This is a genomic window from Pseudomonas cucumis, from assembly GCF_030687935.1.
Taxonomy (GTDB): domain Bacteria; phylum Pseudomonadota; class Gammaproteobacteria; order Pseudomonadales; family Pseudomonadaceae; genus Aquipseudomonas; species Aquipseudomonas cucumis.
Window position 1 is genome coordinate 5876821 of sequence record NZ_CP117454.1, and the last position, 24181, is coordinate 5901001.

Annotated in this window: 21 protein-coding genes and 1 pseudogene; 6 read left to right on the plus strand and 16 right to left on the minus strand. The window is 58.9% G+C overall.

Annotation, left to right across the window (positions count from 1 at the left end):
- Position 1: 1 nt before the first annotated feature.
- The 5 genes from PSH97_RS26745 to PSH97_RS26765 all read right to left on the minus strand — a co-directional run bounded on the left by PSH97_RS26745 (position 2) and on the right by PSH97_RS26765 (position 6212).
- The gene (locus PSH97_RS26745; RefSeq protein ID WP_305447326.1) at positions 2-1099 is read right to left on the minus strand and encodes a polyamine ABC transporter substrate-binding protein; all 1098 of its coding nucleotides are present in this window, start codon (positions 1097-1099) and stop codon (positions 2-4) included.
- A 238-nt stretch (positions 1100-1337) separates the two neighbouring features.
- Complete coding sequence (locus PSH97_RS26750; protein WP_305449876.1) at positions 1338-2435, minus strand: polyamine ABC transporter substrate-binding protein; 1098 nt, start codon at positions 2433-2435, stop codon at positions 1338-1340.
- Positions 2436-2617: 182 nt separating this feature from the next.
- Entirely contained in the window at positions 2618-3982 is a 1365-nt protein-coding gene (locus tag PSH97_RS26755) for an aspartate aminotransferase family protein (RefSeq protein ID WP_305447327.1), read from the minus strand.
- Between the two features lie 57 nt (positions 3983-4039).
- Positions 4040-5398 carry a glutamine synthetase family protein gene (locus PSH97_RS26760; RefSeq protein WP_305447328.1) on the minus strand — a complete coding sequence of 453 codons (1359 nt, stop codon included), beginning with the start codon at positions 5396-5398 and terminating at the stop codon, positions 4040-4042.
- Positions 5399-5435: 37 nt separating this feature from the next.
- Positions 5436-6212: a gamma-glutamyl-gamma-aminobutyrate hydrolase family protein gene (locus PSH97_RS26765; RefSeq protein WP_305447329.1), complete on the minus strand. Its 777-nt coding sequence runs from the start codon at positions 6210-6212 to the stop codon at positions 5436-5438.
- A 278-nt stretch (positions 6213-6490) separates the two neighbouring features.
- Here PSH97_RS26765 and PSH97_RS26770 point away from each other — a divergent pair, with 278 nt between their 5' ends.
- Positions 6491-7867 (plus strand): glutamine synthetase family protein, encoded by a 1377-nt coding sequence (locus tag PSH97_RS26770; protein ID WP_007897683.1) that lies wholly within the window; start codon positions 6491-6493, stop codon positions 7865-7867.
- A gap of 154 nt (positions 7868-8021) precedes the next feature.
- A complete protein-coding gene (locus tag PSH97_RS26775; RefSeq protein ID WP_305447330.1) occupies positions 8022-8657 on the plus strand; it encodes a TetR/AcrR family transcriptional regulator in 636 nt (211 codons plus the stop codon).
- 67 nt (positions 8658-8724) lie between these two features.
- Here the strand turns inward: PSH97_RS26775 and PSH97_RS26780 are convergent, their stop codons facing one another.
- From PSH97_RS26780 to PSH97_RS26815, 8 genes are all read right to left on the minus strand, one after another.
- The gene (locus tag PSH97_RS26780) at positions 8725-8940 is read right to left on the minus strand and encodes a TOBE domain-containing protein (protein ID WP_003229256.1); all 216 of its coding nucleotides are present in this window, start codon (positions 8938-8940) and stop codon (positions 8725-8727) included.
- Between the two features lie 34 nt (positions 8941-8974).
- Complete coding sequence (ssuB, locus tag PSH97_RS26785; RefSeq protein ID WP_305447331.1) at positions 8975-9781, minus strand: aliphatic sulfonates ABC transporter ATP-binding protein; 807 nt, start codon at positions 9779-9781, stop codon at positions 8975-8977.
- Positions 9778-10560, minus strand: coding sequence for an aliphatic sulfonate ABC transporter permease SsuC (gene ssuC, locus PSH97_RS26790; RefSeq protein WP_305447332.1), 783 nt, complete (start codon positions 10558-10560; stop codon positions 9778-9780). The genes ssuB and ssuC overlap by 4 nt, the downstream gene beginning before the upstream one ends.
- A 9-nt stretch (positions 10561-10569) precedes the next feature.
- Positions 10570-11718 carry an FMNH2-dependent alkanesulfonate monooxygenase gene (gene ssuD, locus PSH97_RS26795; RefSeq protein ID WP_305447333.1) on the minus strand — a complete coding sequence of 383 codons (1149 nt, stop codon included), beginning with the start codon at positions 11716-11718 and terminating at the stop codon, positions 10570-10572.
- 25 nt (positions 11719-11743) lie between these two features.
- The gene (locus PSH97_RS26800; RefSeq protein WP_305447334.1) at positions 11744-12709 is read right to left on the minus strand and encodes a sulfonate ABC transporter substrate-binding protein; all 966 of its coding nucleotides are present in this window, start codon (positions 12707-12709) and stop codon (positions 11744-11746) included.
- 89 nt (positions 12710-12798) lie between these two features.
- Entirely contained in the window at positions 12799-13392 is a 594-nt protein-coding gene (gene ssuE / locus PSH97_RS26805) for an NADPH-dependent FMN reductase (protein ID WP_007899466.1), read from the minus strand.
- 290 nt (positions 13393-13682) lie between these two features.
- Positions 13683-14321, minus strand: coding sequence for a peroxiredoxin (locus PSH97_RS26810; RefSeq protein ID WP_305424622.1), 639 nt, complete (start codon positions 14319-14321; stop codon positions 13683-13685).
- A 293-nt stretch (positions 14322-14614) separates the two neighbouring features.
- Positions 14615-15973, minus strand: a complete 1359-nt coding sequence (locus tag PSH97_RS26815) for an OprD family porin (RefSeq protein WP_305447335.1) — start codon at positions 15971-15973, stop codon at positions 14615-14617.
- 444 nt (positions 15974-16417) lie between these two features.
- Here PSH97_RS26815 and PSH97_RS26820 point away from each other — a divergent pair.
- Positions 16418-16990: pseudogene (locus PSH97_RS26820) on the plus strand (taurine ABC transporter substrate-binding protein); the annotation flags it as partial.
- Between the two features lie 133 nt (positions 16991-17123).
- Here PSH97_RS26820 and argA read toward each other — a convergent pair.
- The gene (gene argA, locus PSH97_RS26825; protein WP_008026003.1) at positions 17124-18422 is read right to left on the minus strand and encodes an amino-acid N-acetyltransferase; all 1299 of its coding nucleotides are present in this window, start codon (positions 18420-18422) and stop codon (positions 17124-17126) included.
- A gap of 147 nt (positions 18423-18569) precedes the next feature.
- Positions 18570-19736 (minus strand): acetylornithine deacetylase, encoded by a 1167-nt coding sequence (argE, locus tag PSH97_RS26830; protein ID WP_305447336.1) that lies wholly within the window; start codon positions 19734-19736, stop codon positions 18570-18572.
- Positions 19737-19892: 156 nt separating this feature from the next.
- On the opposite strand from argE, the gene PSH97_RS26835 reads away from it, so the two are divergent.
- On the plus strand, positions 19893-21260 hold the full coding sequence (locus PSH97_RS26835) for a CYTH domain-containing protein (RefSeq protein ID WP_305447337.1): 1368 nt from the start codon (positions 19893-19895) through the stop codon (positions 21258-21260).
- 100 nt (positions 21261-21360) lie between these two features.
- Here the strand turns inward: PSH97_RS26835 and PSH97_RS26840 are convergent, their stop codons facing one another.
- On the minus strand, positions 21361-21834 hold the full coding sequence (locus PSH97_RS26840; RefSeq protein ID WP_008012567.1) for an Lrp/AsnC family transcriptional regulator: 474 nt from the start codon (positions 21832-21834) through the stop codon (positions 21361-21363).
- A 126-nt stretch (positions 21835-21960) separates the two neighbouring features.
- Between PSH97_RS26840 and PSH97_RS26845 the strand changes: the two genes are divergently transcribed.
- Positions 21961-22299, plus strand: a complete 339-nt coding sequence (locus PSH97_RS26845) for a hypothetical protein (RefSeq protein ID WP_305447338.1) — start codon at positions 21961-21963, stop codon at positions 22297-22299.
- A gap of 90 nt (positions 22300-22389) precedes the next feature.
- On the plus strand, positions 22390-24174 hold the full coding sequence (locus PSH97_RS26850; protein ID WP_305447339.1) for a GspE/PulE family protein: 1785 nt from the start codon (positions 22390-22392) through the stop codon (positions 24172-24174).
- Positions 24175-24181 lie beyond the last annotated feature (7 nt).

Sequence of the window (24181 nt, forward strand, 5' to 3'; positions counted from 1 at the left end):
GCTATTTGCCCGACTTGACCTTGGTCCAGCTGCGCGTCATGAGTCGTTGAATCTTGGGTGGCAACTCTGTGTTGACATACAGCTTGTCGACGACAGCCTGCGAGGGATAGACCGCCTCATCCGTGCGTACGGCCTGATCCATCAACTCGCCCGCCTTCGGGTTGGGGTTGGCGTAGCCGACGGAATCACTGACCTTGGCGATCACCTCAGGCTTGAGCAGATAGTTGATGAAGGCATGAGCCTCTTTGACATTGGTAGCGTCCCGGGGAATGGCCAGCATGTCGAACCAGAGGTTGCCGCCCTCTTTGGGAATCACGTAGGCAATGTCGATGCCCTTGTTGGCTTCGGCGGCCCGCGCCTTGGCCTGGAACACATCACCGGAGAAACCGGCGGCCACACAGATCTCGCCATTGGCCAGGTCGGAGATGTATTTGGACGAGTTGAAGTAGGTCACATAAGGCCGAATCGCCAGCAGTTTGGCTTCGGCTTTCTTGTAGTCTTCAGGGTCCTCGCTGTTTGGCGACAGGCCCATATAGTTCAGCATGGCCGGAAGCATTTCATCCCCTGAATCGAGGAACGCCACACCGCAACCGGAAAGTTTCTTGATGTTTTCCGGCTCAAACAGCACGGCCCACGAGTCGATCTTGTCGACGCCCAGTGCGGCTTTGACTTTCTCGACGTTGTAACCGATGCCGTTGGTGCCCCACAGATACGGCACGGCGTATTGATTACCCGGATCATTCTTCTCCAAGCGCTTGAGCAGTACCGGATCGAGGTTGGAGTAGTTGGTCAGCTTCGACTTGTCGAGCTTCTGGAAAGCCCCGGCCTTGATCTGTTTGCCAAGGAAGTGGTTGGACGGCACGACCACGTCATAACCGGTACGCCCGGCCAGCAACTTGCCTTCCAGGGTTTCATTGGAATCGAATACGTCATACACCGGCTTGATGCCGGTTTCTTTCTGGAAGTCGGCCAGGGTGGTCTCACCGATGTAGTCCGACCAGTTATAAATATGCACTGTGCCAGCGGCCTGAACACTGACAGCAAGTGTCAGCCCGGCGCCGACCAGCAGGGCATTGCGCAACAAAGAAAAAATAGGCACGTGGAGGTCCTCTAAAATTAGTTGGGCCCAAGTTGCCCCGCGTTACATGACAGCCATGGCTGCCTGACAACAAAACCGGCGCGCAACTTACCCTCGAAAAACCGTTCCAGCAAACTTTATGAAGATCCTGTAGCAGCTGCCGCAGGCTGCGTTCAACTGCGAAGCAGTTGTGCTGTCGAAAAGCGGAGGTCCTTTGGACCTCAACGCAGCCTTCGGCAGCTGCTACAGGGTTTATGACTTATTTACCGGATTTGATCTTGGTCCAGCTGCGAGTCAGGATCCGCTGGGTCGCGGCCGGCAAGTCGGCAATCGCGTACAGCTTGGCCAACACTTCCGCTGGCGGGTAGATGCCTGGATCGCTGGTGATTTCTTTATCGACCAGCGCAGTAGACGCCGCGTTACCGTTCGGGAAACGTACGGCGTTGGTGATCTCGGCCATGATTTCCGGCTTCTGCAGGAAGGTCATGAACTTGTAGGCGCCTTCAACGTTTTCGGCATCTTTAGGGATAGCGACCATGTCGTAGAAGCTGCCGGCACCTTCTTTCGGAATGTTGTAGCTGACTTTCACCTTGTCACCGGCTTCAGCGGCACGAGCCTTGGCCTGGTAGATGTCACCCGAGTAACCCACGGCGACGCAGATGTTGCCATTGGCCAGGTCGGAGATGTACTTGGACGAGTGGAAGTAGCCCACCGAAGGACGAATCTTCAGGAACAGCGCTTCGGCTTCAGCCAGTTGTTTCTTGTCCTGGGTGTCGGTTGGGTAGCCCAGGTAATGCAACGCCACCGGAATCATCTCGGTTGGCGAATCGAGGAAGCTGATACCGCACGACTTCAACTTGGCAGCGTTTTCAGGCTTGAACAGCAAGTCCCAGGAGTTGGTTGGCGCATCGGCACCCAGTGCAGCCTTGACCTTCTCGGCGTTGAAACCGATACCGATCGAACCCCACATGTAAGGGAACGCGTGTTCGTTACCCGGGTCGCTCACCGATACCGCTTTGAGCAGGTCCGGGTTCAGGTTTTTCCAGTTCGGCAGCTTGGACTTGTCCAGCTTCTGGTAAACGCCGGCCTTGATCTGCTTGGCCAGGAAGTTGTTCGACGGCACAACGATGTCGTAGCCGGACTTGCCCGCCAGCAACTTGGCTTCAAGGGTTTCGTTACTGTCGAACACGTCGTAGACGACTTTGATACCCGACTCGGCCTCGAACTTCTTGACGGTATCCGGTGCGATGTAATCGGACCAGTTGTACACGTGCAGCACCTTGTCGTCAGCCTGAACGGCACCCGCCATCACGCCCATCAGGGACATGGCGAGGAGGGTCTTGCCAGCTATCTTCATACCTAATGCCTTCATGGGTAATGCTCCAATTTTTCTTTTTAACCACGTGCTCAGCGGCCTGTTACTGGGCATCCGAACAACCGGTAGTCTGGCAAGATCCAAGGCAGGCTTTCAAGGAAAGACCCGTCCTTTGTTTGCACTGAGCGAAGTGCAATCTTCGCACCTCGCTCAGAGCCTAGCACTTAGCCCTGCAACGCACTCAGGGTCAGGTCCAGACACTTGCGTGCCTTGGTCACCAACTCGTCGATTTCAGCCGGTGTAATCACCAGTGGCGGAGCAATGATCATGGTGTCGCCGACGGCACGCATGATCAGGCCGTTTTCGAAGCAGAACGTGCGGCAGATCATGCCGACGCCCTTGCCTTCGTAACGTTTGCGGGTGGCTTTGTCCTGAACCAGTTCGATGGCCCCCAACAGACCGACCCCACGCACTTCCCCCACCAACGGGTGATCGTTCAGTTCCCGTAGACGCTTTTGCAAATAAGGTGCCGTTTCTGTACGCACGCGCTCGACAATTTTCTCATCGCGCAAGATGCGGATGTTTTCCAGCGCTACCGCAGCGGCCACCGGGTGCCCGGAATACGTGAAACCGTGGTTGAAATCACCGCCTTCGTTGAGCACCTCGACCACGTCGTCACGCACGATCAGGCCACCCATCGGGATGTAGCCGGACGTCAGGCCTTTGGCGATGGTCATCATGTGGGGTTTGAGGTCGTAGAAATCGGTACCGAACCACTCACCGGTACGGCCGAAACCGCAGATCACTTCGTCGGCCACGAACAGAATGTCGTACTTGGCGAGGATTTCCTTGATGCGCGGCCAGTAGCTGTCTGGCGGAATGATCACGCCGCCGGCGCCCTGGATCGGCTCGGCAATAAAGGCACCGACGTTGTCGACGCCGACTTCCAGAATCTTCTCTTCCAGCTGATTGGCCGCCCAGATACCGAATTCGTTCGGCGTCATGTCGCCGCCTTCGCCGAACCAGTACGGCTGGGCAATATGGACAATGCCCGGGATCGGCAAGTCGCCCTGTTCGTGCATGTACGTCATGCCGCCCAGGCTCGCGCCGGCCACGGTGGAACCGTGATAGCCGTTCTTGCGACTGATGATGACTTTCTTCTTCGGCTGGCCCTTGATCGCCCAGTAGTGGCGAACCATCCGCAGCATGGTGTCGTTGCCTTCGGAACCGGAACCGGTGAAGAACACATGATTCATGCCTTCAGGCGCAACATCGGCAATGACCTTGGCCAGCTCCAGCACCGGCGGGTGAGCGGTCTGGAAGAACAGGTTGTAATAAGGCAGTTCACGCATCTGTTTGCTGGCGGCATCGGCCAGTTCATCGCGACCGTAGCCGATCGCCACACACCACAGGCCGGCCATGCCGTCGAGGATCTTGTTGCCTTCGCTGTCCCAGAGGTACACGCCCTTGGCGCTGGTGATGATGCGCGGGCCTTTCTCTTTCAGCTGCTTGAAGTCGCTGAACGGGGCCAGGTGGTGTTCGCTGCTCAGGGCTTGCCATTCACGGGTTTGCGGGTTGTTGCTGGTCATGCGAATTCTCCTTGGATTCCAGTAACGGCGCCGCCATGAACAGCGGCGCCCGGCGCATCAGACGGCGAAGAGCAGGAATTCCCGCTCCCACGAACTGATCACGCGCTTGAAGTTTTCATGCTCGGCCCGCTTGACCGCGATGTAGCCCGTGATGAATTTCTTGCCCAGGTACTTTTCGATGGTCTTGCTGTTTTCCATGCGATCCAGGGCGTCTTCAATCGTCAGTGGCAGGCGCAGGTTGCGCCGCTCATAACCACGACCCACGACCGGAGCACTCGGGTTATGCCCTTCGACCATGCCGATAAAGCCGCACAACAGGCTGGCGGCGATGGCCAGGTAAGGGTTGGCATCGGCACCCGGCAGACGGTTTTCCACCCGACGATTCTGCGGCCCGGCATCCGGAACCCGCAGGCCCACGGTGCGGTTCTCTTCGCCCCACTCCACGTTCACCGGTGCCGAGGTATCCGGCAGGAAGCGGCGGAACGAATTGACGTTGGGTGCGAACAACGGCAGCAGCTCAGGAATGAATTTCTGCAAGCCGCCGATGTGGTTGAGAAACAACTGGCTCATGGTCCCGTCTTCATTGGAGAAAACGTTTTTGCCGGTCTCGATACTGATGATGCTCTGGTGCAAGTGCATGGCGCTGCCCGGCTCGCCGGTCATGGGCTTGGCCATGAAGGTCGCCGCCACGTTGTGCTTGAGCGCGGCTTCACGCATGGTGCGTTTGAACACCAGAATCTGGTCGGCCAGGGACAGGGCATCGCCATGACGGAAGTTGATTTCCATCTGCGCGGTGCCGTCCTCGTGGATCAGCGTGTCGAGGTCCAGCTCTTGCAGTTCGCACCAGTCGTAGACGTCTTCGAACAATGGATCGAATTCGTTCGCGGCTTCAATCGAGAAGGACTGGCGACCGGTTTCCGGACGACCGGAGCGGCCAATCGGCGGTTGCAGAGGATAGTCCGGGTCATCGCTGCGCTTGGTGAGATAGAACTCCATTTCCGGCGCCACGATCGGCTGCCAGCCGTGGTCGGCGTAGAGTTTCAGCACCTTCTTGAGCACGTTGCGCGGCGACAGCTCAATCGGATTGCCCTGCTTGTCGTAGGTATCGTGGATCACTTGGGCGGTGGGCTCGATGGCCCACGGCACCAGAAACACCGCGTTCTGGTCGGGGCGGCAGATCATGTCGATGTCGGCCGGGTCGAGCAGTTCGTAATAGATGTCGTCTTCGACGTAGTCGCCGGTCACCGTCTGCAACAGAACGCTTTCGGGCAGGCGCATGCCTTTTTCGGCAATGAACTTATTGGTCGGCGAGATCTTGCCCCGGGTGATGCCGGTCAGGTCGCCAATCATGCATTCGACTTCTGTGATCTTGTGGTCTTTCAACCAATCGGTGAGCTGGTCGAGGTTGTTACTCATAAATGCCTCTTAGGCTGAGTTTCCTGACTCTTATAAGTCAGGCGTTGTTTGACGCATCGGCGTCGCGTTGTAGAACGTGCTTGCGGCAGGCATCGCCAAATGCCTGGAAAATCGCAAGGTAGTCATGATTCAAGCTTACCTGCCATTCGGGATGCCATTGCACACCCAAGGAAAAAGCCTTGCTTTCGATAACAGAGACGGCTTCGATCAACCCGTCGGACGCCACCGCTTCCACACGCAGGCCCGGCGCCAGTCGTTCGACGCCCTGACCGTGAATGGAATTGACATTAATCTCTCTCGCCAGCCCGAGACCTGCAAGTACCCCGCCCGGTTGGACGTGCACCGGGTGACTTGGCGCGTACTGCCCTTCCAGCGGCAGGCTGTCGTCTTCACGGTGGTCCATGTATGGACCGGCCTCGTGGACCTTCTGATGCAGGCTGCCGCCGAACGCCACATTCATTTCCTGGAAGCCGCGGCAAATGCCGAGCACGGGGACACCGGCCTCGACAGCGGCGCGGATCAGCGGGAGAGTGGTGGCATCGCGTGCAGAATCATGAGCAGTACCTGGGGCACTGGCCGGGCCGTTATAGTGAAACGGTTCTATATTAGAAGGGGAGCCTGTAAAGAGAATGCCGTCCAGAGCGTCCAGAATTTCGGACGGCGCCAGTAGATCCGCCAGGGATGGAAGAATCAACGGCAGGCCCTTGGCAGCTGAAGCCACGGCGCGTACGTATTTGTCGCCACTGATGTGATAAGCATGCAGACCGATCTGCTTTGAGCAGGCGGTGACGCCGATTAACGGCAGGCGAGACATGAAGCACCCCGGTATTATTGCTGTTATGGGTTTAAATCGAGCTTAGCCTTGTTCATTTTTTTACACAACACCCCCGTAAAAAATACAACACGGCCCGCTCAAGCTCGCGGGCGCCAAGAGAGCTGAAGGCCAAAAAACGCCCCAAAGTGCCTCAAAAAAGCCTTGCGAGTGCTTTTTTAGGGCAAAAAAGGCCTCGCTTGACTTCGGCATGCCGTTCGGGTTGACTGGAATCCGAAGAGACCAATGATTGATATTTTTAACAACAAAGGTGTTGCATCATGTCGGTACCCCCGCGTGCCGTTCAGCTTAACGAAGCGAACGCGTTCCTTAAGGAACATCCTGAGGTTCTGTACGTTGACCTTCTGATTGCGGATATGAATGGTGTGGTGCGCGGCAAGCGCATTGAACGCACCAGTCTCCACAAGGTTTACGAGAAAGGCATCAACCTGCCGGCCTCTCTATTTGCTCTGGATATCAATGGCTCGACGGTGGAAAGCACCGGCCTGGGCCTGGACATCGGCGATGCTGACCGAATCTGTTATCCAATCCCCGACACCCTGTGCAATGAGCCCTGGCAGAAGCGCCCGACTGCGCAACTGTTAATGACCATGCACGAACTCGAAGGTGATCCTTTCTTCGCCGACCCGCGCGAAGTCCTGCGACAAGTCGTCGCCAAGTTCGACGAGATGGGCCTGACCATCTGCGCCGCGTTCGAACTGGAGTTCTACCTGATCGACCAGGAGAACGTGAACGGTCGCCCGCAACCGCCACGCTCGCCGATCTCCGGCAAACGCCCACACTCGACACAGGTCTACCTGATCGACGACCTCGACGAATACGTCGACTGCCTCCAGGACATTCTGGAAGGTGCGAAAGAGCAAGGCATCCCTGCCGACGCAATCGTCAAGGAAAGTGCCCCGGCGCAGTTCGAAGTGAACCTGCACCACGTGGCCGACCCGATCAAGGCCTGCGACTATGCGGTCCTGCTCAAACGTCTGATCAAAAACATCGCCTACGACCATGAGATGGACACCACCTTCATGGCCAAGCCTTACCCAGGCCAGGCGGGTAACGGTCTGCACGTCCACATCTCGATTCTTGATAAAGATGGCAAAAACATTTTTGCCAGCGAGGATCCCGAGCAGAACGCCGCACTGCGTCACGCGATCGGCGGTGTGCTCGAGACCCTGCCGGCGCAGATGGCTTTCCTCTGCCCGAACGTCAACTCCTACCGTCGTTTCGGCGCACAGTTCTACGTGCCGAACTCGCCGTGCTGGGGTCTGGACAACCGCACCGTGGCCATCCGCGTACCGACCGGTTCCTCCGATGCCGTGCGCATCGAGCATCGTGTCGCCGGCGCCGACGCCAACCCGTATCTGTTGATGGCTTCGGTTTTGGCGGGCGTGCATCACGGCCTGACCAACAAGATCGAGCCAGGCGCACCCGTGGAAGGCAACTCCTACGAGCAGAACGAGCAAAGCCTGCCGAACAACCTGCGCGATGCACTGCGTGAGCTGGACGACAGCGAAGTCATGGCCAAGTACATCGATCCGAAATACATCGATATCTTCGTGGCCTGCAAAGAGAGCGAGCTGGAGGAGTTTGAACATTCCATCTCTGACCTCGAGTACAACTGGTACCTGCATACCGTGTAAGCGACTGCAGTAAAAAGAACGCCGCCGGCTGATAAGGCCGGCGGCGTTTTTTTATGGCCGCCTGCGACGGATCGCGAGCAGGCTCGCGATAGCGTCCTGGCAGACAACATCAAACCCTGCTCGTACAATGCCCGCTGCCCTGCAGGAGACTTCAATGACGCGCACCGCCACCCTTCGCAAACCCCGCGCCCGCAGTCAGGCCCGGATCGATTCGATACTCGATGCCGCCCGCACGCTGCTGGCCGCCGAGGGCGTGGCCAGCCTGTCGATCTACAGCGTCGCCGAACGCGCGGAGATCCCGCCCTCCTCCGTCTACCATTTTTTCGCCAGCGTCCCGGCCCTGCTTGAAGCCCTGACCGCCGACGTCCACGCCGCGTTCCGCGCCTGCCTGCAAGCGCCCATCGACCACCATGCCCTCAACGGCTGGCGCGATCTGTCGCGACTGGTGGAACAACGCATGCTCGCCATCTACGAGGAAGACGCCGCTGCCCGCCAACTGATCCTCGCCCAGCATGGCCTGACCGAAGTCACCCAGGCCGACCGCCAGCACGACATCGAACTCGGCGACCTGATGCACAAGCTGTTCGACCACCATTTCGAACTGCCAACGCTGCCCAGTGATGTCGATGTGTTTGCGCTGGCCATGGAGCTGGGCGATCGGGTGTATGCACGCTCGGTGCAGCAACATGGGCAGATCACGCCGCGCATGGCTGAGGAAGGGATGCGGGTGTTTGATGCGTATCTTGGATTGTATTTGCCACCCTATCTGCCCAAGCGCGCAGCACTTTGATCGTTCCCACGCTCTGCGTGGGAACGATCAGGGCTCACACCCCCAGGGTTGTAGTTGGCCCACGCGCTTACAACTTGGCGATCGACACCTCGGTGGATTTCACAAACGCGATTACCTCACTGCCGACCACCAGTTCCAGCTCTTTCACCGAACGGGTGGTAATCACCGAAGTGACGATGCCGGAGGCGGTCTGTACGTCGATTTCCGACAGCACGTCACCCAGCACGATTTCCTTGATCGAGCCTTTGAACTGGTTGCGAACGTTGATGGCTTTGATAGTCATGATGTTGATTCCTGTCGTTGAATGAATCTTTAAGTTATTGAGCCCAGCGCAATTGCGTAGGCAGTGGTGAAACAGGTTCCGGTTCCGGCGGTTGGCCGGGTAGCGATAGCACGCGGTTGAGCACTTCGGTTTCCAGCGCCGCCAGCCGATGGGAGCCACGGACCCGAGGGCGCGGCAGTTCCACTGTCAGGTCGAGGCCGACTTCGCCCTCTTCAATCAGGATCACTCGATCGGCAATCGCCACTGCTTCGCTGACGTCATGGGTCACCAGCAACACGGTGAAGCCATGCTGTTGCCAGAGCCGTTCGATCAGTTGCTGCATTTCGATGCGGGTCAGGGCATCCAATGCGCCCAGCGGTTCGTCGAGCAACAGCAAGCGCGGTTGATGGATCAACGCGCGAGCCAGGGCCACACGCTGCTTCTGCCCACCGGACAAGGCTGCCGGCCACTCGTTGGCGCGATCTGCCAGGCCGACCGCTTCCAGCGCTTCCAATGCTTGCGGCCGCCAGTTGCCCTTGAGCCCGAGACCGACGTTGTCGATGATCTTTTTCCACGGCAGCAGACGGGCTTCCTGGAACATCAATCGGGTGTCTTCCCGCGCATCACTCAGTGGCGCTGCGCCGGCAAGCAGCTCACCACCGGTGGGCTTGTCGAGACCGGCGAGCAAGCGCAGCAAGGTACTTTTGCCGCAGCCGCTACGCCCGACCACCGCCACAAATTGGCCGGCGGGAATATGCAGATCGATTTCGCGCAACACTTGCCGTGAACCAAAGGTCTTTTGCAGCTTGCGCACCACCAGCGGAATACCGCGCAGTAGGCGTGGAGGTTGTTGAGCCCTCATGCGCCACCTCCCTTGGCAACCTGATAGGCCGGATGCCAGCGCAGCCACACGCGTTCAAGCCCGCGCGCCGCAAGGTCGGCCAGTTTGCCGAGTACCGCGTACAAAAGAATTGCCAGCACCACCACATCGGTCTGCAAGAACTCCCGCGCATTCATCGCCAGATAGCCGATGCCGGAGCTTGCAGAGATGGTTTCAGCGACGATCAGGGTCAGCCACATGAAACCCAGGGCAAAACGCACGCCGACCAGAATCGAAGGCAATGCACCCGGCAGGATCACTTGGCGAAACAAGCTGAAACCGGACAAACCATAACTGCGGGACATCTCCACCAGCGCCGGATCGACGTTGCGGATGCCGTGATACGTGTTGAGGTAGATCGGGAACAACGTGCCCAACGCCACCAGAAAAATCTTCGCCGACTCGTCGATGCCGAACCACAGGATCACCAGCGGAATCAACGCCAGGTGCGGCACGTTGCGGATCATCTGCACCGAACTGTCGAGCAGGCGTTCGCCCCACGTCGACAGACCGGTGATAAAGCCCAGGGCCAGACCAATGCCGCCGCCGATGGCGAAACCGAGCGCCGCACGCCAGCCGCTGATCGCCAGGTGAGTCCAGATTTCACCGCTGCGCACCAGGCTCACACCGGCTTCGATCACCGCGATCGGTGCCGGCAGAATCCGCGTCGACAACCAGCCCGCCGACACCGACAACTGCCATACCGCCAGCAACAGGATCGGCAATGCCCAGGGCACGAGGTTGTGGATAGTTTTCTTCATGGCCACGCCTCAGCTCTGGGACGCGGCTTTGGGAAGAATGTCGTTGGCGACCATCTCGCCGAACGGGCTGACGTATCCGGCGCTTTTCGGCAGTTCCGGGCGCTCGATGTCCAGGTGCGGGAACAGCAACTCCGCCACCCGATAGGATTCTTCCAGGTGTGGATAACCGGAGAAGATGAACGTATCGATGCCCAGATCCGCGTATTCCTTCACCCGAGCGGCCACGGTCGGACCGTCGCCGACCAGTGCCGTACCGGCCCCGCCGCGCACCAGACCGACGCCGGCCCAAAGGTTGGGGCTAACTTCCAGATTGTCGCGGCTGCCGCCATGTAAGGCCGCCATCCGTTGCTGGCCGACCGAATCGAAACGCGCCAGAGACGCCTGGGCACGGGCGATGGTGTCGTCGTCCAGATGCGAGATCAGTCGATCCGCCGCTTGCCATGCCTCGGCATTGGTTTCACGAACGATCACATGCAGTCGAATACCGAAGCGCAGGGTGCGGCCGAGCTTCGCGGCTTTGGCACGAACCTGCTCGATTTTTTCCGCCACGGCGGCCGGTGGCTCGCCCCAGGTCAAGACCATTTCGACCTGTTCTGCCGCGAGGTCTTGCGCAGCTTCCGAAGAGCCGCCGAAATACAGCGGCGGACGCGGTTGCTGGATCGGCGGATAGAGCAATTTGGCGCCCTTCACGCTGATGTGCTGACCGTCGTAATCGACGGTTTCCCCTTCCAGCACCCGGCGCCAGATGCGGGTGAATTCCACCGAGGCCTGATAGCGCTCTTCGTGACTGAGGAACAAACCGTCGCCGGCCAATTCTTCCGGATCGCCTCCGGTGACCAGGTTGAACAGCGCACGACCGCCGGACAGACGATCCAGCGTTGCGGCCTGACGCGCCGCCACCGTCGGGGAAATGATCCCGGGGCGCAGGGCGACGAGAAATTTCAAACGCTGGGTCACCGGGATCAGCGATGCGGCCACCAGCCACGAGTCTTCGCAGGAGCGACCGGTGGGAATTAGCACTCCGCCAAAGCCCAGGCGATCCGCGGCTTGCGCGACCTGTTGCAAGTAACCGTGGTCAACGGCGCGAGCTCCTTCAGCGGTGCCAAGGTAATGGCCGTCGCCGTGGGTAGGCAGGAACCAGAAAATATTGAGGCTCATGGAGTGGTCTCCTTGGGAAGTCGAATTACGGCGCTTTGGCTACGGCCGCCGGGGGCGTCCAGATCACGTCTTTGATGCTCAAGGGTTTGGGAATCAGCTTGAGCTGGTAGAAGCTGTCGGCGATTTTTTGCTGGGCAGCGACGACTTCCGGCGTAAGGAACAGCGCGCCGTAGCCCTGGCGTTTCACCGAGGTCAGGGTGATGTCCGCTGGCAGGCCGAGCAGTGGCGAAACTTGCTGGGTCACGTCCTTGGGATTGGCCTTGGACCATTCGCCAACCGCGCGTACTTCTTCCACCAGAGCCTTGATCACTTCAGGATTTTTCTGCGCGTAAGGCTTGGTCGCCAGGTAAAACTGGTGGTTATCGACGAGGCCTTTGCCATCGCGCAGGGTGCGTGCTTGCAGTTGCTGTTCGACGGCGGCCTGGTACGGGTCCCAGATCACCCAGGCATCAACACTGCCACGCTCGAACGCAGCACGGGCATCGGCTGGCGGCAGGAACACGGCCTGGATGTCGGTGTATTTGAGGCCGGCGTCTTCCAGCGCACGCACCAACAGGTAGTGCACGTTGGAGCCTTTGTTGAGCACGACTTTCTTGCCCTTGAGGTCCTGCACCGATTTGATCGGCGAATCCTTGGGCACCAGGATCGCTTCGCTGTGTGGCGCTGGCGGTTCATAAGCGACGTAGAGCAGATCGGCGCCCGCGGCCTGAGCGAAAACCGGAGGCGTTTCGCCAGTGACGCCGAAGTCGATGGAGCCGACGTTCAGGCCTTCGAGCAGTTGCGGGCCGCCGGGGAATTCCGTCCATTGCACGTCCACGCCTTGGGCGGCGAGGCGTTTTTCCAGCGTGCCTTTGGCTTTGAGCAGCACCAGGGTGCCGTACTTTTGATAACCGATTCTTAGCGTCTCGGCTTGAGCTTGAGTAATGGCGCCGAAGGTTACAGCCGCAGCAAACAGAGCGACCAGACCACGACGCAAAATGACAGTGCGCATAGCGCTCTCCTTTTTGCAGTTGGGTGTTGGCTGCACCTGCTTGCCCGTTAGCGGGCGAGTAAGGCCAGTACATCAATTTCGGGTGAGGCTTAAATGCTCCAGCGAGCACTTAGCAAACGTTCGTTCAACAGGTTCGGATCGAGCGGCTTGGGCCGACGAGCCATGGCGCTGAAAAACTGCTCCAGCGCCTCAAACAATCGTTGCGCAAGCTCCGGCGCCAACTGCGCCTGGGCGCTGCCTTCGCCGTAAGCGATCTGGCTGTCCACGGCGAAAATCCCCTGCAGCATTTCCTGGGCTTTCAACGCCGACAGCACCGGCTTGAGCGCGTAATCCACTGCCAGCATGTGGGCGATGCTGCCGCCGGTAGCCATCGGCAAAACCACCTTGTGGCTCAGGGCGCGTTCGGGCAGAAGATCGAGCAAGGTTTTCAGCGCACCGGAGAACGATGCTTTGTAAACCGGCGTGGCGATCAGCAAGCCATCGGCGTTTTCAATCTGTTGCAACAGGTCGATCACTTTCGGGCTGTCGAAGCGGGCATGCAGCAAATCTTCGGCCGGGAAGTCTCGTACCTGATAACTCACCACTTCCACCCCTTGCTCTTGCAACCAGCGTCGCGAACGCTCCAGCAAAACCCCGGAACGGGAGCGTGGGCTGGGACTGCCACCGAGTGAGACGACCAGCATTCAGACAATTCCTTGAGCGGTGTTAGCGATTCGCGGCTTGCGATCTCGCGTTGATGGAGTGACCTTAACAGCTGATTTATATATCCATAAATCATATTTATTCATTTGGTTATACTTTAAATGAATATGAAAATTATCTTTTTCCGGGCAGAAAAACAGGCCGTCGAAACGGCCCGAAATCCCCTGCTTTATGGTGATCGTTCCCACGCTCCGCGTGGTAATGCCTCAAGGGACGCGGAGCGTCACGGGCTGCATTCCCACGCAGAGCGTGGGAACGAGAGTTAGTTGAGTTACCTGTTCGGTTGCGGTGTCAGACGCAAATACGGTTTCACTGCGCGATAACCCTTGGGAAAACGTCGTTTGATTTCATCTTCGTCCTTGAGCGACGGCACGATCACCACTTCATCACCATCCTGCCAGTTGGCTGGGGTGGCCACCTTGTAGTTGTCGGTGAGCTGCAGCGAATCGATCACTCGCAGGATTTCATTGAAGTTACGGCCAGTACTTGCCGGGTAAGTGATGGTCAGCCGAATCTTCTTGTTCGGATCGATCACAAACAGCGAACGTACGGTCAGGGTGTCATTGGCATTTGGGTGGATCAGGTCATACAGGTCGGACACTTTGCGGTCCGCGTCGGCGAGGATGGGGAAGTTGACGATGGCGTTCTGGGTTTCGTTGATGTCCTCGATCCACTTGTGATGTGAATCCACCGGGTCCACGGATAAGGCGATGGCTTTGACGCCACGCTGGGCGAATTCATCCTTGAGCCTGGCGGTGAAACCCAGCTCGGTGGTGCACACCGGCGTGAAGTCCGCCGGGTGGGAAAACAACACGCCCCAGCTATCGCCCAGCCATTCGTGGAAACGGAGAGTGCCGGCGCTGGAATCCTGTTCGAAATCGGGGGCGATATCGCCAAGTCTGAGGCTCATGGTGCTGCTCCTGATGAGTGCTTGTTGAGCTCAACTGTGCCTGCGTTCCTTAGAGATCAAAAAGAATAAATATCGATTTATTTAGATCATAAGTGAATATTAAATATCTGTTCACTGGACATGAATGAACATGAGGACGAACATCGCCGACAAGGTTCGAGAAGGCCTTGAGTTGCTGTAAAGAGGGGATTTTCAAGGCGGGATTACGGGGGTGACCCCGCTTTGAAAACGCAAAAGCCCCGCCCGGCGAGATGCCGGGCGGGGCTTTTTTTACGTCGGTTACGCGAGCCCTATTACAATAGCGGGATCGAGTAGCTGACGATCAGACGGTTTTCGTCCTGGTCGCGCTGACCTGGAATGTCGTTGCGCCACATGGCGTTCTTCCACATGAAGCCCAGGTTTTTCAACGGCCCCCCTTGCACTACGTAGGCCAGGGTCAGGTCGCGTTCCCACTCGGAACGGCCGGAACCGTTCTCGCGACCATTGGTACCAACGGTATCAATGTTGTCGCCACGCAGGTAAACGATGCCGGCAGTAGCGCCTGGCAGGCCCACCTTGGCGAAGTCATACGAGTAGCGAGCTTGCCAGGTACGTTCGCCGGCACGGGCGAACTTGGCGATCTGACTGTCGGTAGGCAGGTAAGCAGACGAGCCGTCACCCTGGTTCAGCCAAGGGAAGTCGCTGCTGCCATTGCTGACCTGATAACCGCCACCAAAGGTGTGACCGGCAACGGTGTACAGGAACAGGCCGCTGTACAGGTTGTTGTCGACTTTGCCTCGACCGGAACGGAAGCCCTCATCGTTACCGGAGCTGAAATAAGCCGAGTCGTGGCCGTTGGCACCGTCATCGGAGCTGTTGAAGTAACGCAAGTCAGACTTCAACACACCAGGGCCGATCGACCAGTTGTGAACCAGGCCCAGGAAGTGTTGCTTGTAGAAGTCTTCCAGGTTGCCGTAGTAGTACTGGGCAGTCAGGTCTTTGGTGATTTTGTAGTCACCGCCACCGTAGATGAACTTGTTGCTGTCACGCCCGGAAGCAGTGGTAGCGTTCGCACCCGCAATCGACAGTTCTTCGTTGTTGCTGGAGTTACGGCCCTTGGCGTGCTCGATCTGACCGCCGACCAGTGTCAGGTCTTTGATTTCGTTCGAGGTGATCTGACCGCCCTGGAAGGTTTGCGGCAGCAGACGACCGTCGTTGGTCACGATCACTGGCAGTTTTGGCTGCAGAGTGCCCAACTTCAGTTCGGTCTGGGAGATCTTGGCTTTGGCAGTCAGGCCCAGGCTGGAGAAGTTATCAACCGCTTCGCCGTTGGATTTGCTTGGGAATACAGTGCCGCCATAAGAGGTAGCAGTGGCGCCGTTGGTGCCGCCGCCCGAATCCAGACGCACGCCCAGCAGGCCGATAGCATCAATACCGAAGCCAACGGTGCCTTGGGTGTAGCCCGAGGTGAAACGCAGATCGAAACCTTGGCCCCATTCTTCGTTCTTGTTCTGAGCGCCAGCAGCTTTGGTGCCTGAATCGCGGTTATCAGTGTTGATGTAAAAGTTACGCAGCCCCAATGTAGCCTTGCTGTCTTCAATGAAACCGGCGGCGCCTGCCTGCTGCGCCAAAACCCCTACGGCCACAGCCAGGGCCAAGGTGGACTTCTTCATTGTTTCGCTCCTCTCGTTCTAATTTTTGTGTTCTTTGGTCTCGGGTCTAACGCCCCAGATCCACAGATGCGCGATTAGCACTGGTCCCATGACTGGCAAGTCAATCGTAACCATGTGTGTCTACGACCAAGGTCTAACCGCCGTGATTTGGTCCCTGCAGGGTAATGAGTTCCTCATAAACCCAAAAAGAATTATTTCATCCTTTTTCATACCATTTAGGAATATAGCTTTCCATGAATGATCCGAACCGGGACTCACGGTATCGGCTCATAAGCTAATTCCTAAATGGTATTTGTTGACCTTTTTTTAGATCGATTAGCGTTGACGCATCCCCCCATACGTCAATCACTTGCGAAAAGGCGACGCCATCATGGCCAAACGCGCACTATCCAGTCAATTTGTTACAGTTTGTGTATCGCTTATATTTTCTTTTTCCGCCCAGGCGACTACAGCCTGCTCGGCGCGCTGAAGCATTGGGGCCTGGATTCTTCGAAAGTCAAAGTGGTGAACCTGCAACCGGCAGAAATCGCCGCCGCCTGGAAACGTGGCGACATCGATGGCGCGTTTGTCTGGTCGCCGGCACTGGGGGAAATCCGCAAGACCGGCAAGACGTTGACCGACGCCGCGCAGGTCGGCCAATGGGGCGCGCCAACCTTCGAGGTATGGGTCGCTCGTAAGGATTACGCCGAGAAGCATCCTGAAGTCGTGGCCCGATTTGCCAAGGTTACCCTGGACTCCTTCGCCGACTATGCCGCCCATAAAGACAGCTGGACCGCCGATTCAGTGCCGGTGCAGAAAATCGCCAAACTGACCGGTGCCAATGCCGCCGATGTGCCGGAGTTGCTGGCCGGTTCCGCATTCCCGGATGCCAAGGCACAACAGACCACTGCGCTGCTCGATGGCGGCACGGCCAAGGCCATTGGTGAGACGGCGAAGTTCTTGAAGGAGCAAGGGAAGGTCGAGACGGTGCTGCTGGATTATTCGCCGTACGTCAGCGGCAAATTTGTGCAGGAATGATCGTTCCCCATGCTCCGCGTGGGAATGCCACTTCGGACGCTCTGCGTTCGGCTCTTGAGGGACGCGGAGCGTCCCGGGCTGCATTCCCACGCAGAGCGTGGGAACGATCAACAGGGTTCGGGTAGCCCGGAGGTCAGAGAGTTTTTTCGAAGATCTTCGAATTACGCTGGTAGTTGTAAAGCGACGCCCGCGCCGACGGCAGACGTTCAACGCTGCTCGGCACGAACCCCCGCTCACGGAACCAGTGGGCGGTCCGGGTCGTCAGCACGAACAAGGTTTTCAGCCCCTGGGCCCGGGCGCGGGTTTCGATGCGCTCCAGCAGTTCATCGCCACGACCGCCATGGCGGTACTCCGGGTTCACCGCCAGACACGCCAACTCCCCGGCATCCGAATCGGCAATCTGATACAGCGCCGCGCAGGCGATGATCATGCCTTCGCGTTCGACCACGCTGAACTGCTCGATCTCACGCTCCAGCACCTCGCGGGAACGGCGTACCAGAATCCCCTGCTCTTCCAGCGGGCTGATCAAGTCCAGCAAACCGCCGACGTCCTCGATGGCTGCCTCACGCACAACTTCGAATTGCTCTTGCGCCACCAGCGTACCGCCACCGTCACGGGTGAACAGTTCGGTCAGCAGCGCGCCATCTTCGGCGTAGCTGACGATGTGACTGCGCGCCACCCCGCCCCGACACGCTTCAGCGGCAGCATCCAGCAGCTCGGCTTGATAGTTGCTGCCCAAACGCTGCAAATGCGCCGGTACTTGTTGCGGGCGCAGCTCGCGGACCAGCCGGCCATTTTCATCGATCAAGCCCAAATCGGCGCCGAACAGCAGCAGCTTGTCCGCCCCCAGATCGATAGCTGCACGGGTAGCGACGTCTTCGCACGCGAGGTTGAAGATCTCACCGGTCGGCGAGTAACCCAATGGCGACAACAGCACGATGGAGCGTTCGTCCAACAGGCGATTGATGCCCTTGCGGTCGACCCGACGCACTTCGCCGGTGTGGTGATAGTCGACACCTTCGAGCACGCCAATCGGCCGCGCAGTGACCAGATTGCCGCTGGCCACCCGCAGACGCGAACCCTGCATCGGCGACGAAGCCATGTCCATGGACAATCGCGCTTCGATGGCTATGCGCAACTGGCCGACCGCATCGATCACACATTCAAGCGTCGCCGCATCGGTGATGCGCATACCGTGGTGATAGTGCGGGGTCAGGCCGCGAGCCGCGAGGCGGGTTTCAATTTGCGGACGGGAACCGTGAACCAGCACCAGTCGCACACCCAGGCTGTGCAGCAGCACCAGGTCGTGGACGATGTTGCCGAAGTTCGGGTGCTCCACGCCGTCGCCGGGCAGCATGACGACGAAGGTGCAATCGCGGTGGGCGTTGATGTAAGGCGAAGCGTGACGAAGCCAATTGACGTATTCGGGCATGAACCTGGGCCTGTAATAAATAGCAGCCGAAAAAAGGATAAAGCAGTAAACGCACAGCGGGCTGATGGTTATCGTCGGAACAGGCTTGGCGACACGCGCGCTCTCCTCATGAATACGGGTTGGGACATCGGCAATTTATACACGCTCCTACACTGGCATCGTCGTTTTTGCCGGCGTCAGGCAGTAATGTTCAATCAGTTGTCGTAATAGATGCACGGTAGGCTGCAAACGTGACATTTCGAGGTATTCCCCCGGTTGGTGGGCGCAGGCGATATCACCCGGTCCCAATACCAGTGTTTCACAACCAAGACGCTGAAGATAAGGCGCTTCCGTGCCGAACGCCACTGCTTCGGCGCGATGGCCGGTGAGCTTTTCGGCGACCCTCACCAATTCCGAGTCCTCGGCCTGCTCGAAGGGCGGCACTTCGGGGAACAGCGGCGCGTAATCGATCTTCACTTTATGCCGTTCGGCAATCGGGTCGAGCTTCTCCAGGATCGCCGCGCGCAGGGCTTTGGGGTCCATGCCCGGCAACGGACGCAAGTCGAACTCCAGCGAGCACTGGCCGCAGATGCGGTTGGGATTGTCGCCCCCGTGAATGCAGCCGAAATTAAGGGTCGGTTGCGGCACACTGAACTGCGGGTTACGGAATTCGCGCTGCCACGCCAGGCGCAAGCCGCGCAGTTCGCCCATGGCGTCGTGCATGGCTTCGAGGGCGCTATGGCCCAGGCGCGGGTCCGAGGAATGGCCGCTCTGGCCGAGGATGTCGATGCGCTCCATCATGATGCCCTTGTGCATCCGCACCGGCTTCAGCCCGGTCGGCTCACCGATCACCGCCGCGCGACCTAATGGCCGCCCGGCTTCGGCCAGAGCGCGAGCGCCAGACATCGAGCTTTCTTCATCGCAGGTGGCAAGGATCAGCAAGGGTTGCCTGAACGGTTGGTCGAGCAAGGGTTTGACGGCTTCGATGGCCAGGGCGAAAAAACCCTTCATGTCGCAACTGCCCAGGCCGACCCAGCGACCGTCCACTTCCGTCAGTTTCAGCGGGTCGGTCTGCCACAACGCCTCGTCGTACGGCACCGTATCGCTGTGACCGGCCAGGACCAAGCCACCGGGGCCGGAACCAAAACTGGCCAGCAGATTGAATTTGCCGGGGCTGACCTGCTGGATATCGCAGGCAAAACCCAAGTCCCCGAGCCATGTAGCCAACAAGTCGATGACCGGCCGATTGGTTTGATCCAGGCTGGGTTGGGTACAGCTGACGGACGGCGCGGCGATCAGCGCAGCGAACTGATCTTTCATGGACGGCAAAGGCATCGCTGACTCCAACTCCCGAATTGAAGTCCATCATAGAACCATCCGGCGACAGGAATAAACCGCCACGGCACGTAGGACGTATGAGTCCTGTACACTGCACGACCTTGGCAGCCACACATTCCCCCGGCTGCGCTCCCGATCCTGGATTTTCCGGCCATGCAGAAAGAAACCGAAATCAAACTCCGCGTCAGCCGCGAAACCCTCGCCGCCCTGCGCGAGCACCCGCTCCTGAAAAAACGCAACAAAAGTGGCTGGGAACGCCGTGAACTGATGAACCAGTACTTCGACACGCCTGAGCGCGACCTGGCCCGCGCCAAGGTTGCCCTGCGCCTGCGCCGCGATGGCGAAGAAGTGATTCAGACGCTCAAGACCCGTGGCCAGAGCGTCGCCGGTCTGTCCGAGCGTCACGAGTACGACTGGTCCCTGCCCAAAGCCAAACTCGACGTGAAGAAACTCGACGGTGAATGCTGGCCCGAAGAGCTGGCCGAGCTGGACAAGAAAACTCTGAAAGCCATCTTCACCACCGATTTTGTTCGCGAACGCGCGGAAATCGCTTGGGGCCGTGGCAAGACCAAAGTGGTCATCGAAGCCGCGCTGGACCTGGGCCACGTAGTGGTCGGCAAGCAGAAGGAAGAAATCTGCGAGCTGGAACTGGAACTGCGCGAAGGCGAACCGGCCGCGCTACTGGAACTGGCCGCCGAACTGGCCGCGACCCTGGCGCTGATGCCATGTGACATCAGCAAGGCCGAACGCGGTTATCGCTTGTTCGACGCCAACAGCTACTCCCTGAGTTTGCCGGCGCCGCAGATCACCGCCGAAATGCCGCTGGACGATGCGTTCGCCGCCCTGAGCTGGCATTTGCTGAGCAGCAGCCAGCGTCTGGCCGAGCAATATCGCTTCAATGGCCACTGGCGCCTGTTGCAGGACTGGGTCGAGAACCTCGCCGAAATGCGCGCTCTGATCAGCAGCCTCGGTCAGGCCGCACCACGTCAGTCGACTCACGATCTGCGGGTCGCGCTGGATGCCCTGCTGGAAGACTGGCGCCCGCTGGTACAAGCCGGCCTGGACGACGAAGACGTGCGCAAAGCCGCGCCGGAGCAATTCCTCGAAGAGCTGGAAGATCCGCGCTGGGGCCTGTTCTCCTTGAACACTTCGCGCTGGTTGCTGGCCCGTACCTGGGCCGCCGATCGCAACACCCGCGGCAATCGCCAGGGCGCTGCACAACTGGGCAGCTGGCTGCCGCGCATGCTGGGCGAAGAAGCCAACTCGCTGCAATTGCAGCGTTACCAGCAACAGCCGGAAGACCTGGCCGAGCAGCTGCCGCGCATCGAGCGCATCCAGGCCTGGCTGCACCATGCTCGTGGCGTGCTGGAGATCCCGGAAATGGATCGCCTGTATGGTGAGCTGAACAAACTGACGCAACTGGCCAACGAGCCGATCACCGATGAATCGCTGGATGCGCGTAAGCATCAGGCGATTGCGGTGTATCAGAATCGTGCCTGGAAGACTTTGCTGCGTCTGTAAAATCGCCTTCGCGGGCAAGCCTCGCTCCTACAAGAGATCATGCTGCCCTTGTAGGAGCGAGGCTTGGCCGCGAAGAGGCCTGCCCAAACGCTGCAAATCTCTACCCCCGCAACACCGGCAAACTCGTCGTGGATTTGATTTCCGACAACGCCACGATCGAGTTGACCTCCTGAATCCCCGGCACCATCGACAGCTTCTCGAAGAAGAAGCGCTCATAAGCCTCGATGTCTGCCGTGACGATCCGCAGCAGGAAATCCACCGACCCCATCAACACATAACATTCCAGCACTTCGGGAAAACCGCGAATCGCCTCGGTGAACTCAGTGAAGTTCGAGCGTCCGTGGGCGTTGAGTTTGATCTCGGCGAAGATCTGCGTGTTAAGGCCGATTTTCTTTCGGTCAAGCAACGTCACCTGACCGCGAATGATCCCCTCTTCCTTCATCCGCTGAATCCGCCGCCAGCACGGCGACTGCGAGAGCCCCACCTGTTCGGCGATCTGCGCGCTGGAGAGCGAAGCGTCCTCTTGCAGCAACGCGAGAATCTTGCGGTCGTAGCCATCCAGCTCGCTGTGCATAGAAAAACCTGTAGTGGGTACTAAATCGAATTGTTTGATTCGATAAATGGTCAATAAACCCAATCATAGATAAGAAATGCCCGGCACCGAATGTAAAAATTCCTCCAATGATTTCGGAGACCGACCATGCCGCATTTAGAAGCCGTGAACACCCCGCCCACCCGCGCCGATGTCTGGAACGTCAGCAACGCCCATTGCCGCGTTCACTATCAATTATTGGCCGAGGCCGAGCCGGATCTGTTGTGTCGGGCGCTCAACTTGTTCGCCTTGCAGTTTCTGACGCCGCAGCAGGTCAACGTGCAGCGCATGGACGATCTGCTGTCGATCGACATCATCATGGACGGCCTGAGCTGGCACCGTGCTCAAGTGATCGCGGAAAAATTACGTAACCAGATCAGCGTCTGCTCGGTGAACCTGCAAGCGGCTGATTCTGCGTGGGGAGAGCCGGCTCAGGCAGCTGGCTGAAAAAACCCGACACGTCTTGGTCGGGTAGTGGCCCAACGGTCTGCGGGTGCGCGGCTATCCTTTGCGAACGGTTGTTCATAAGGAGCCCGCATGTCCGTTCAACTCGCCACTCAGGACCGCTGGCTGGACCTCAATGATTTGCTGCGTGAATTGGTCGCCCAAGGCTTTATCAGCCAGGATTCGGCCGAACATGCACTCAACGCCCGCCGCCGTCACGCCATAAATGGTCAGCAGCACCCGCTGGAATTCATCGCCAGCCAACACCTGGACGACCTCAGCCGTCCCGGCAAACACCTCGATCTGGAAAGCCTGACGCTGTGGCTGTCCCAGCAGGCCGGTCAACCTTACTTGCGCATCGACCCGCTGAAAATCAACGTCGCGGCCATCACGCCGCTGATGTCCTATGCCTTCGCCCAACGCCACAAGATTCTGGCGGTATGCATCGACCGCGAAGCTGTCACCGTGGCCAGCGCCCAGCCCTTCGTCAGTAGCTGGGAAGCCGACCTGACCCATGTGCTGAAGCTGCCGATCAAGCGCGTGGTGGCCAACCCGGTGGACATCCAGCGCTTCAGTGTGGAGTTTTTCCGCCTGGCCAAATCGGTCAGCGGCGCCACCAACGCCGATCAACAGACCAGCACCTTGGGCAACTTCGAACAGTTGCTCAACCTCGGCGCCAGCGATCAGGAGCCAGACGCCAACGATGCGCACATCGTCAACATTGTCGATTGGCTGTTCCAGTACGCGTTCCAGCAGCGGGCCAGTGATATCCACATCGAACCCCGACGCGAGCAAGGCACGGTGCGCTTTCGTATCGACGGCGTGCTGCACAACGTCTATCAATTCCCGCCGCAGGTGACCATGGCCATCGTCAGCCGCCTGAAAAGCCTGGGGCGGATGAACGTCGCGGAAAAGCGCAAACCTCAGGACGGTCGGGTCAAAACCAAAACCCCGGACGGCGGCGAAGTCGAGCTGCGGCTGTCGACATTACCGACGGCGTTCGGCGAAAAAATGGTCATGCGGATCTTCGACCCGGAAGTGCTGCTCAAGGATTTCGATCAGTTGGGTTTTTCCGCCGATGACCTGCGCCGCTGGCAAGACATGACCCGCCAGCCCAATGGCATCATTCTGGTGACCGGGCCGACCGGTTCAGGCAAGACCACCACGCTGTACACCACCCTGAAGAAACTGGCGACGCCTGAGGTCAACCTCTGCACCATCGAAGACCCGATCGAAATGGTAGAACCGGCGTTCAATCAGATGCAGGTCCAGCACAACATCGACCTGACCTTTGCCGCCGGCGTGCGCGCACTGATGCGACAAGACCCGGACATCATCATGATCGGCGAGATCCGCGACCTCGAAACCGCCGAAATGGCGATTCAAGCGGCACTCACCGGCCACTTGGTGCTGTCGACGTTACACACCAACGACGCCCCGAGCGCCATCAGCCGGCTGCTGGAACTCGGTGTGCCGCATTACCTGATCAAGGCCACGGTGCTTGGGGTCATGGCCCAGCGTCTGGTCCGAACGCTATGCCCGCATTGCAAGGCGCCGCTGACCTTGGGCGAGGACGACTGGCAAACCCTGACCCGACCCTGGCAAGCGCCACTGCCAGGCAACGCACAACGTGCCATCGGTTGCCTGGAATGCCGCGAAACCGGCTATCGCGGCCGCGCCGGGGTGTACGAAATCATGCAACTGACTGACGGCATCAAAGCGCTGATCAACCCTGATACCGATTTGCTGGCGGTCCGCCGTCAGGCCTTCAAGGAAGGCATGCGCAGTTTGCGCTTGTCGGGGGCGCAGAAAGTGGCGGCGGGATTGACCACGATCGAGGAGGTGTTGCGAGTGACGCCGCAGAGTGAGCAGAAGTAGACCTGAT

Coding starts and splice junctions, on each gene's coding strand:
- PSH97_RS26750 (WP_305449876.1), bottom strand. CDS start 2,435: ATGAAGATAGCTGGCAAGACCCTCCTCGCCATGTCCCTGATGGGCGTG.
- PSH97_RS26755 (WP_305447327.1), bottom strand. CDS start 3,982: ATGACCAGCAACAACCCGCAAACCCGTGAATGGCAAGCCCTGAGCAGC.
- PSH97_RS26760 (WP_305447328.1), bottom strand. CDS start 5,398: ATGAGTAACAACCTCGACCAGCTCACCGATTGGTTGAAAGACCACAAG.
- PSH97_RS26765 (WP_305447329.1), bottom strand. CDS start 6,212: ATGTCTCGCCTGCCGTTAATCGGCGTCACCGCCTGCTCAAAGCAGATC.
- PSH97_RS26770 (WP_007897683.1), top strand. CDS start 6,491: ATGTCGGTACCCCCGCGTGCCGTTCAGCTTAACGAAGCGAACGCGTTC.
- PSH97_RS26775 (WP_305447330.1), top strand. CDS start 8,022: ATGACGCGCACCGCCACCCTTCGCAAACCCCGCGCCCGCAGTCAGGCC.
- PSH97_RS26780 (WP_003229256.1), bottom strand. CDS start 8,940: ATGACTATCAAAGCCATCAACGTTCGCAACCAGTTCAAAGGCTCGATC.
- ssuB (WP_305447331.1), bottom strand. CDS start 9,781: ATGAGGGCTCAACAACCTCCACGCCTACTGCGCGGTATTCCGCTGGTG.
- ssuC (WP_305447332.1), bottom strand. CDS start 10,560: ATGAAGAAAACTATCCACAACCTCGTGCCCTGGGCATTGCCGATCCTG.
- ssuD (WP_305447333.1), bottom strand. CDS start 11,718: ATGAGCCTCAATATTTTCTGGTTCCTGCCTACCCACGGCGACGGCCAT.
- PSH97_RS26800 (WP_305447334.1), bottom strand. CDS start 12,709: ATGCGCACTGTCATTTTGCGTCGTGGTCTGGTCGCTCTGTTTGCTGCG.
- ssuE (WP_007899466.1), bottom strand. CDS start 13,392: ATGCTGGTCGTCTCACTCGGTGGCAGTCCCAGCCCACGCTCCCGTTCC.
- PSH97_RS26810 (WP_305424622.1), bottom strand. CDS start 14,321: ATGAGCCTCAGACTTGGCGATATCGCCCCCGATTTCGAACAGGATTCC.
- PSH97_RS26815 (WP_305447335.1), bottom strand. CDS start 15,973: ATGAAGAAGTCCACCTTGGCCCTGGCTGTGGCCGTAGGGGTTTTGGCG.
- argA (WP_008026003.1), bottom strand. CDS start 18,422: ATGCCCGAATACGTCAATTGGCTTCGTCACGCTTCGCCTTACATCAAC.
- argE (WP_305447336.1), bottom strand. CDS start 19,736: ATGCCTTTGCCGTCCATGAAAGATCAGTTCGCTGCGCTGATCGCCGCG.
- PSH97_RS26835 (WP_305447337.1), top strand. CDS start 19,893: ATGCAGAAAGAAACCGAAATCAAACTCCGCGTCAGCCGCGAAACCCTC.
- PSH97_RS26840 (WP_008012567.1), bottom strand. CDS start 21,834: ATGCACAGCGAGCTGGATGGCTACGACCGCAAGATTCTCGCGTTGCTG.
- PSH97_RS26845 (WP_305447338.1), top strand. CDS start 21,961: ATGCCGCATTTAGAAGCCGTGAACACCCCGCCCACCCGCGCCGATGTC.
- PSH97_RS26850 (WP_305447339.1), top strand. CDS start 22,390: ATGTCCGTTCAACTCGCCACTCAGGACCGCTGGCTGGACCTCAATGAT.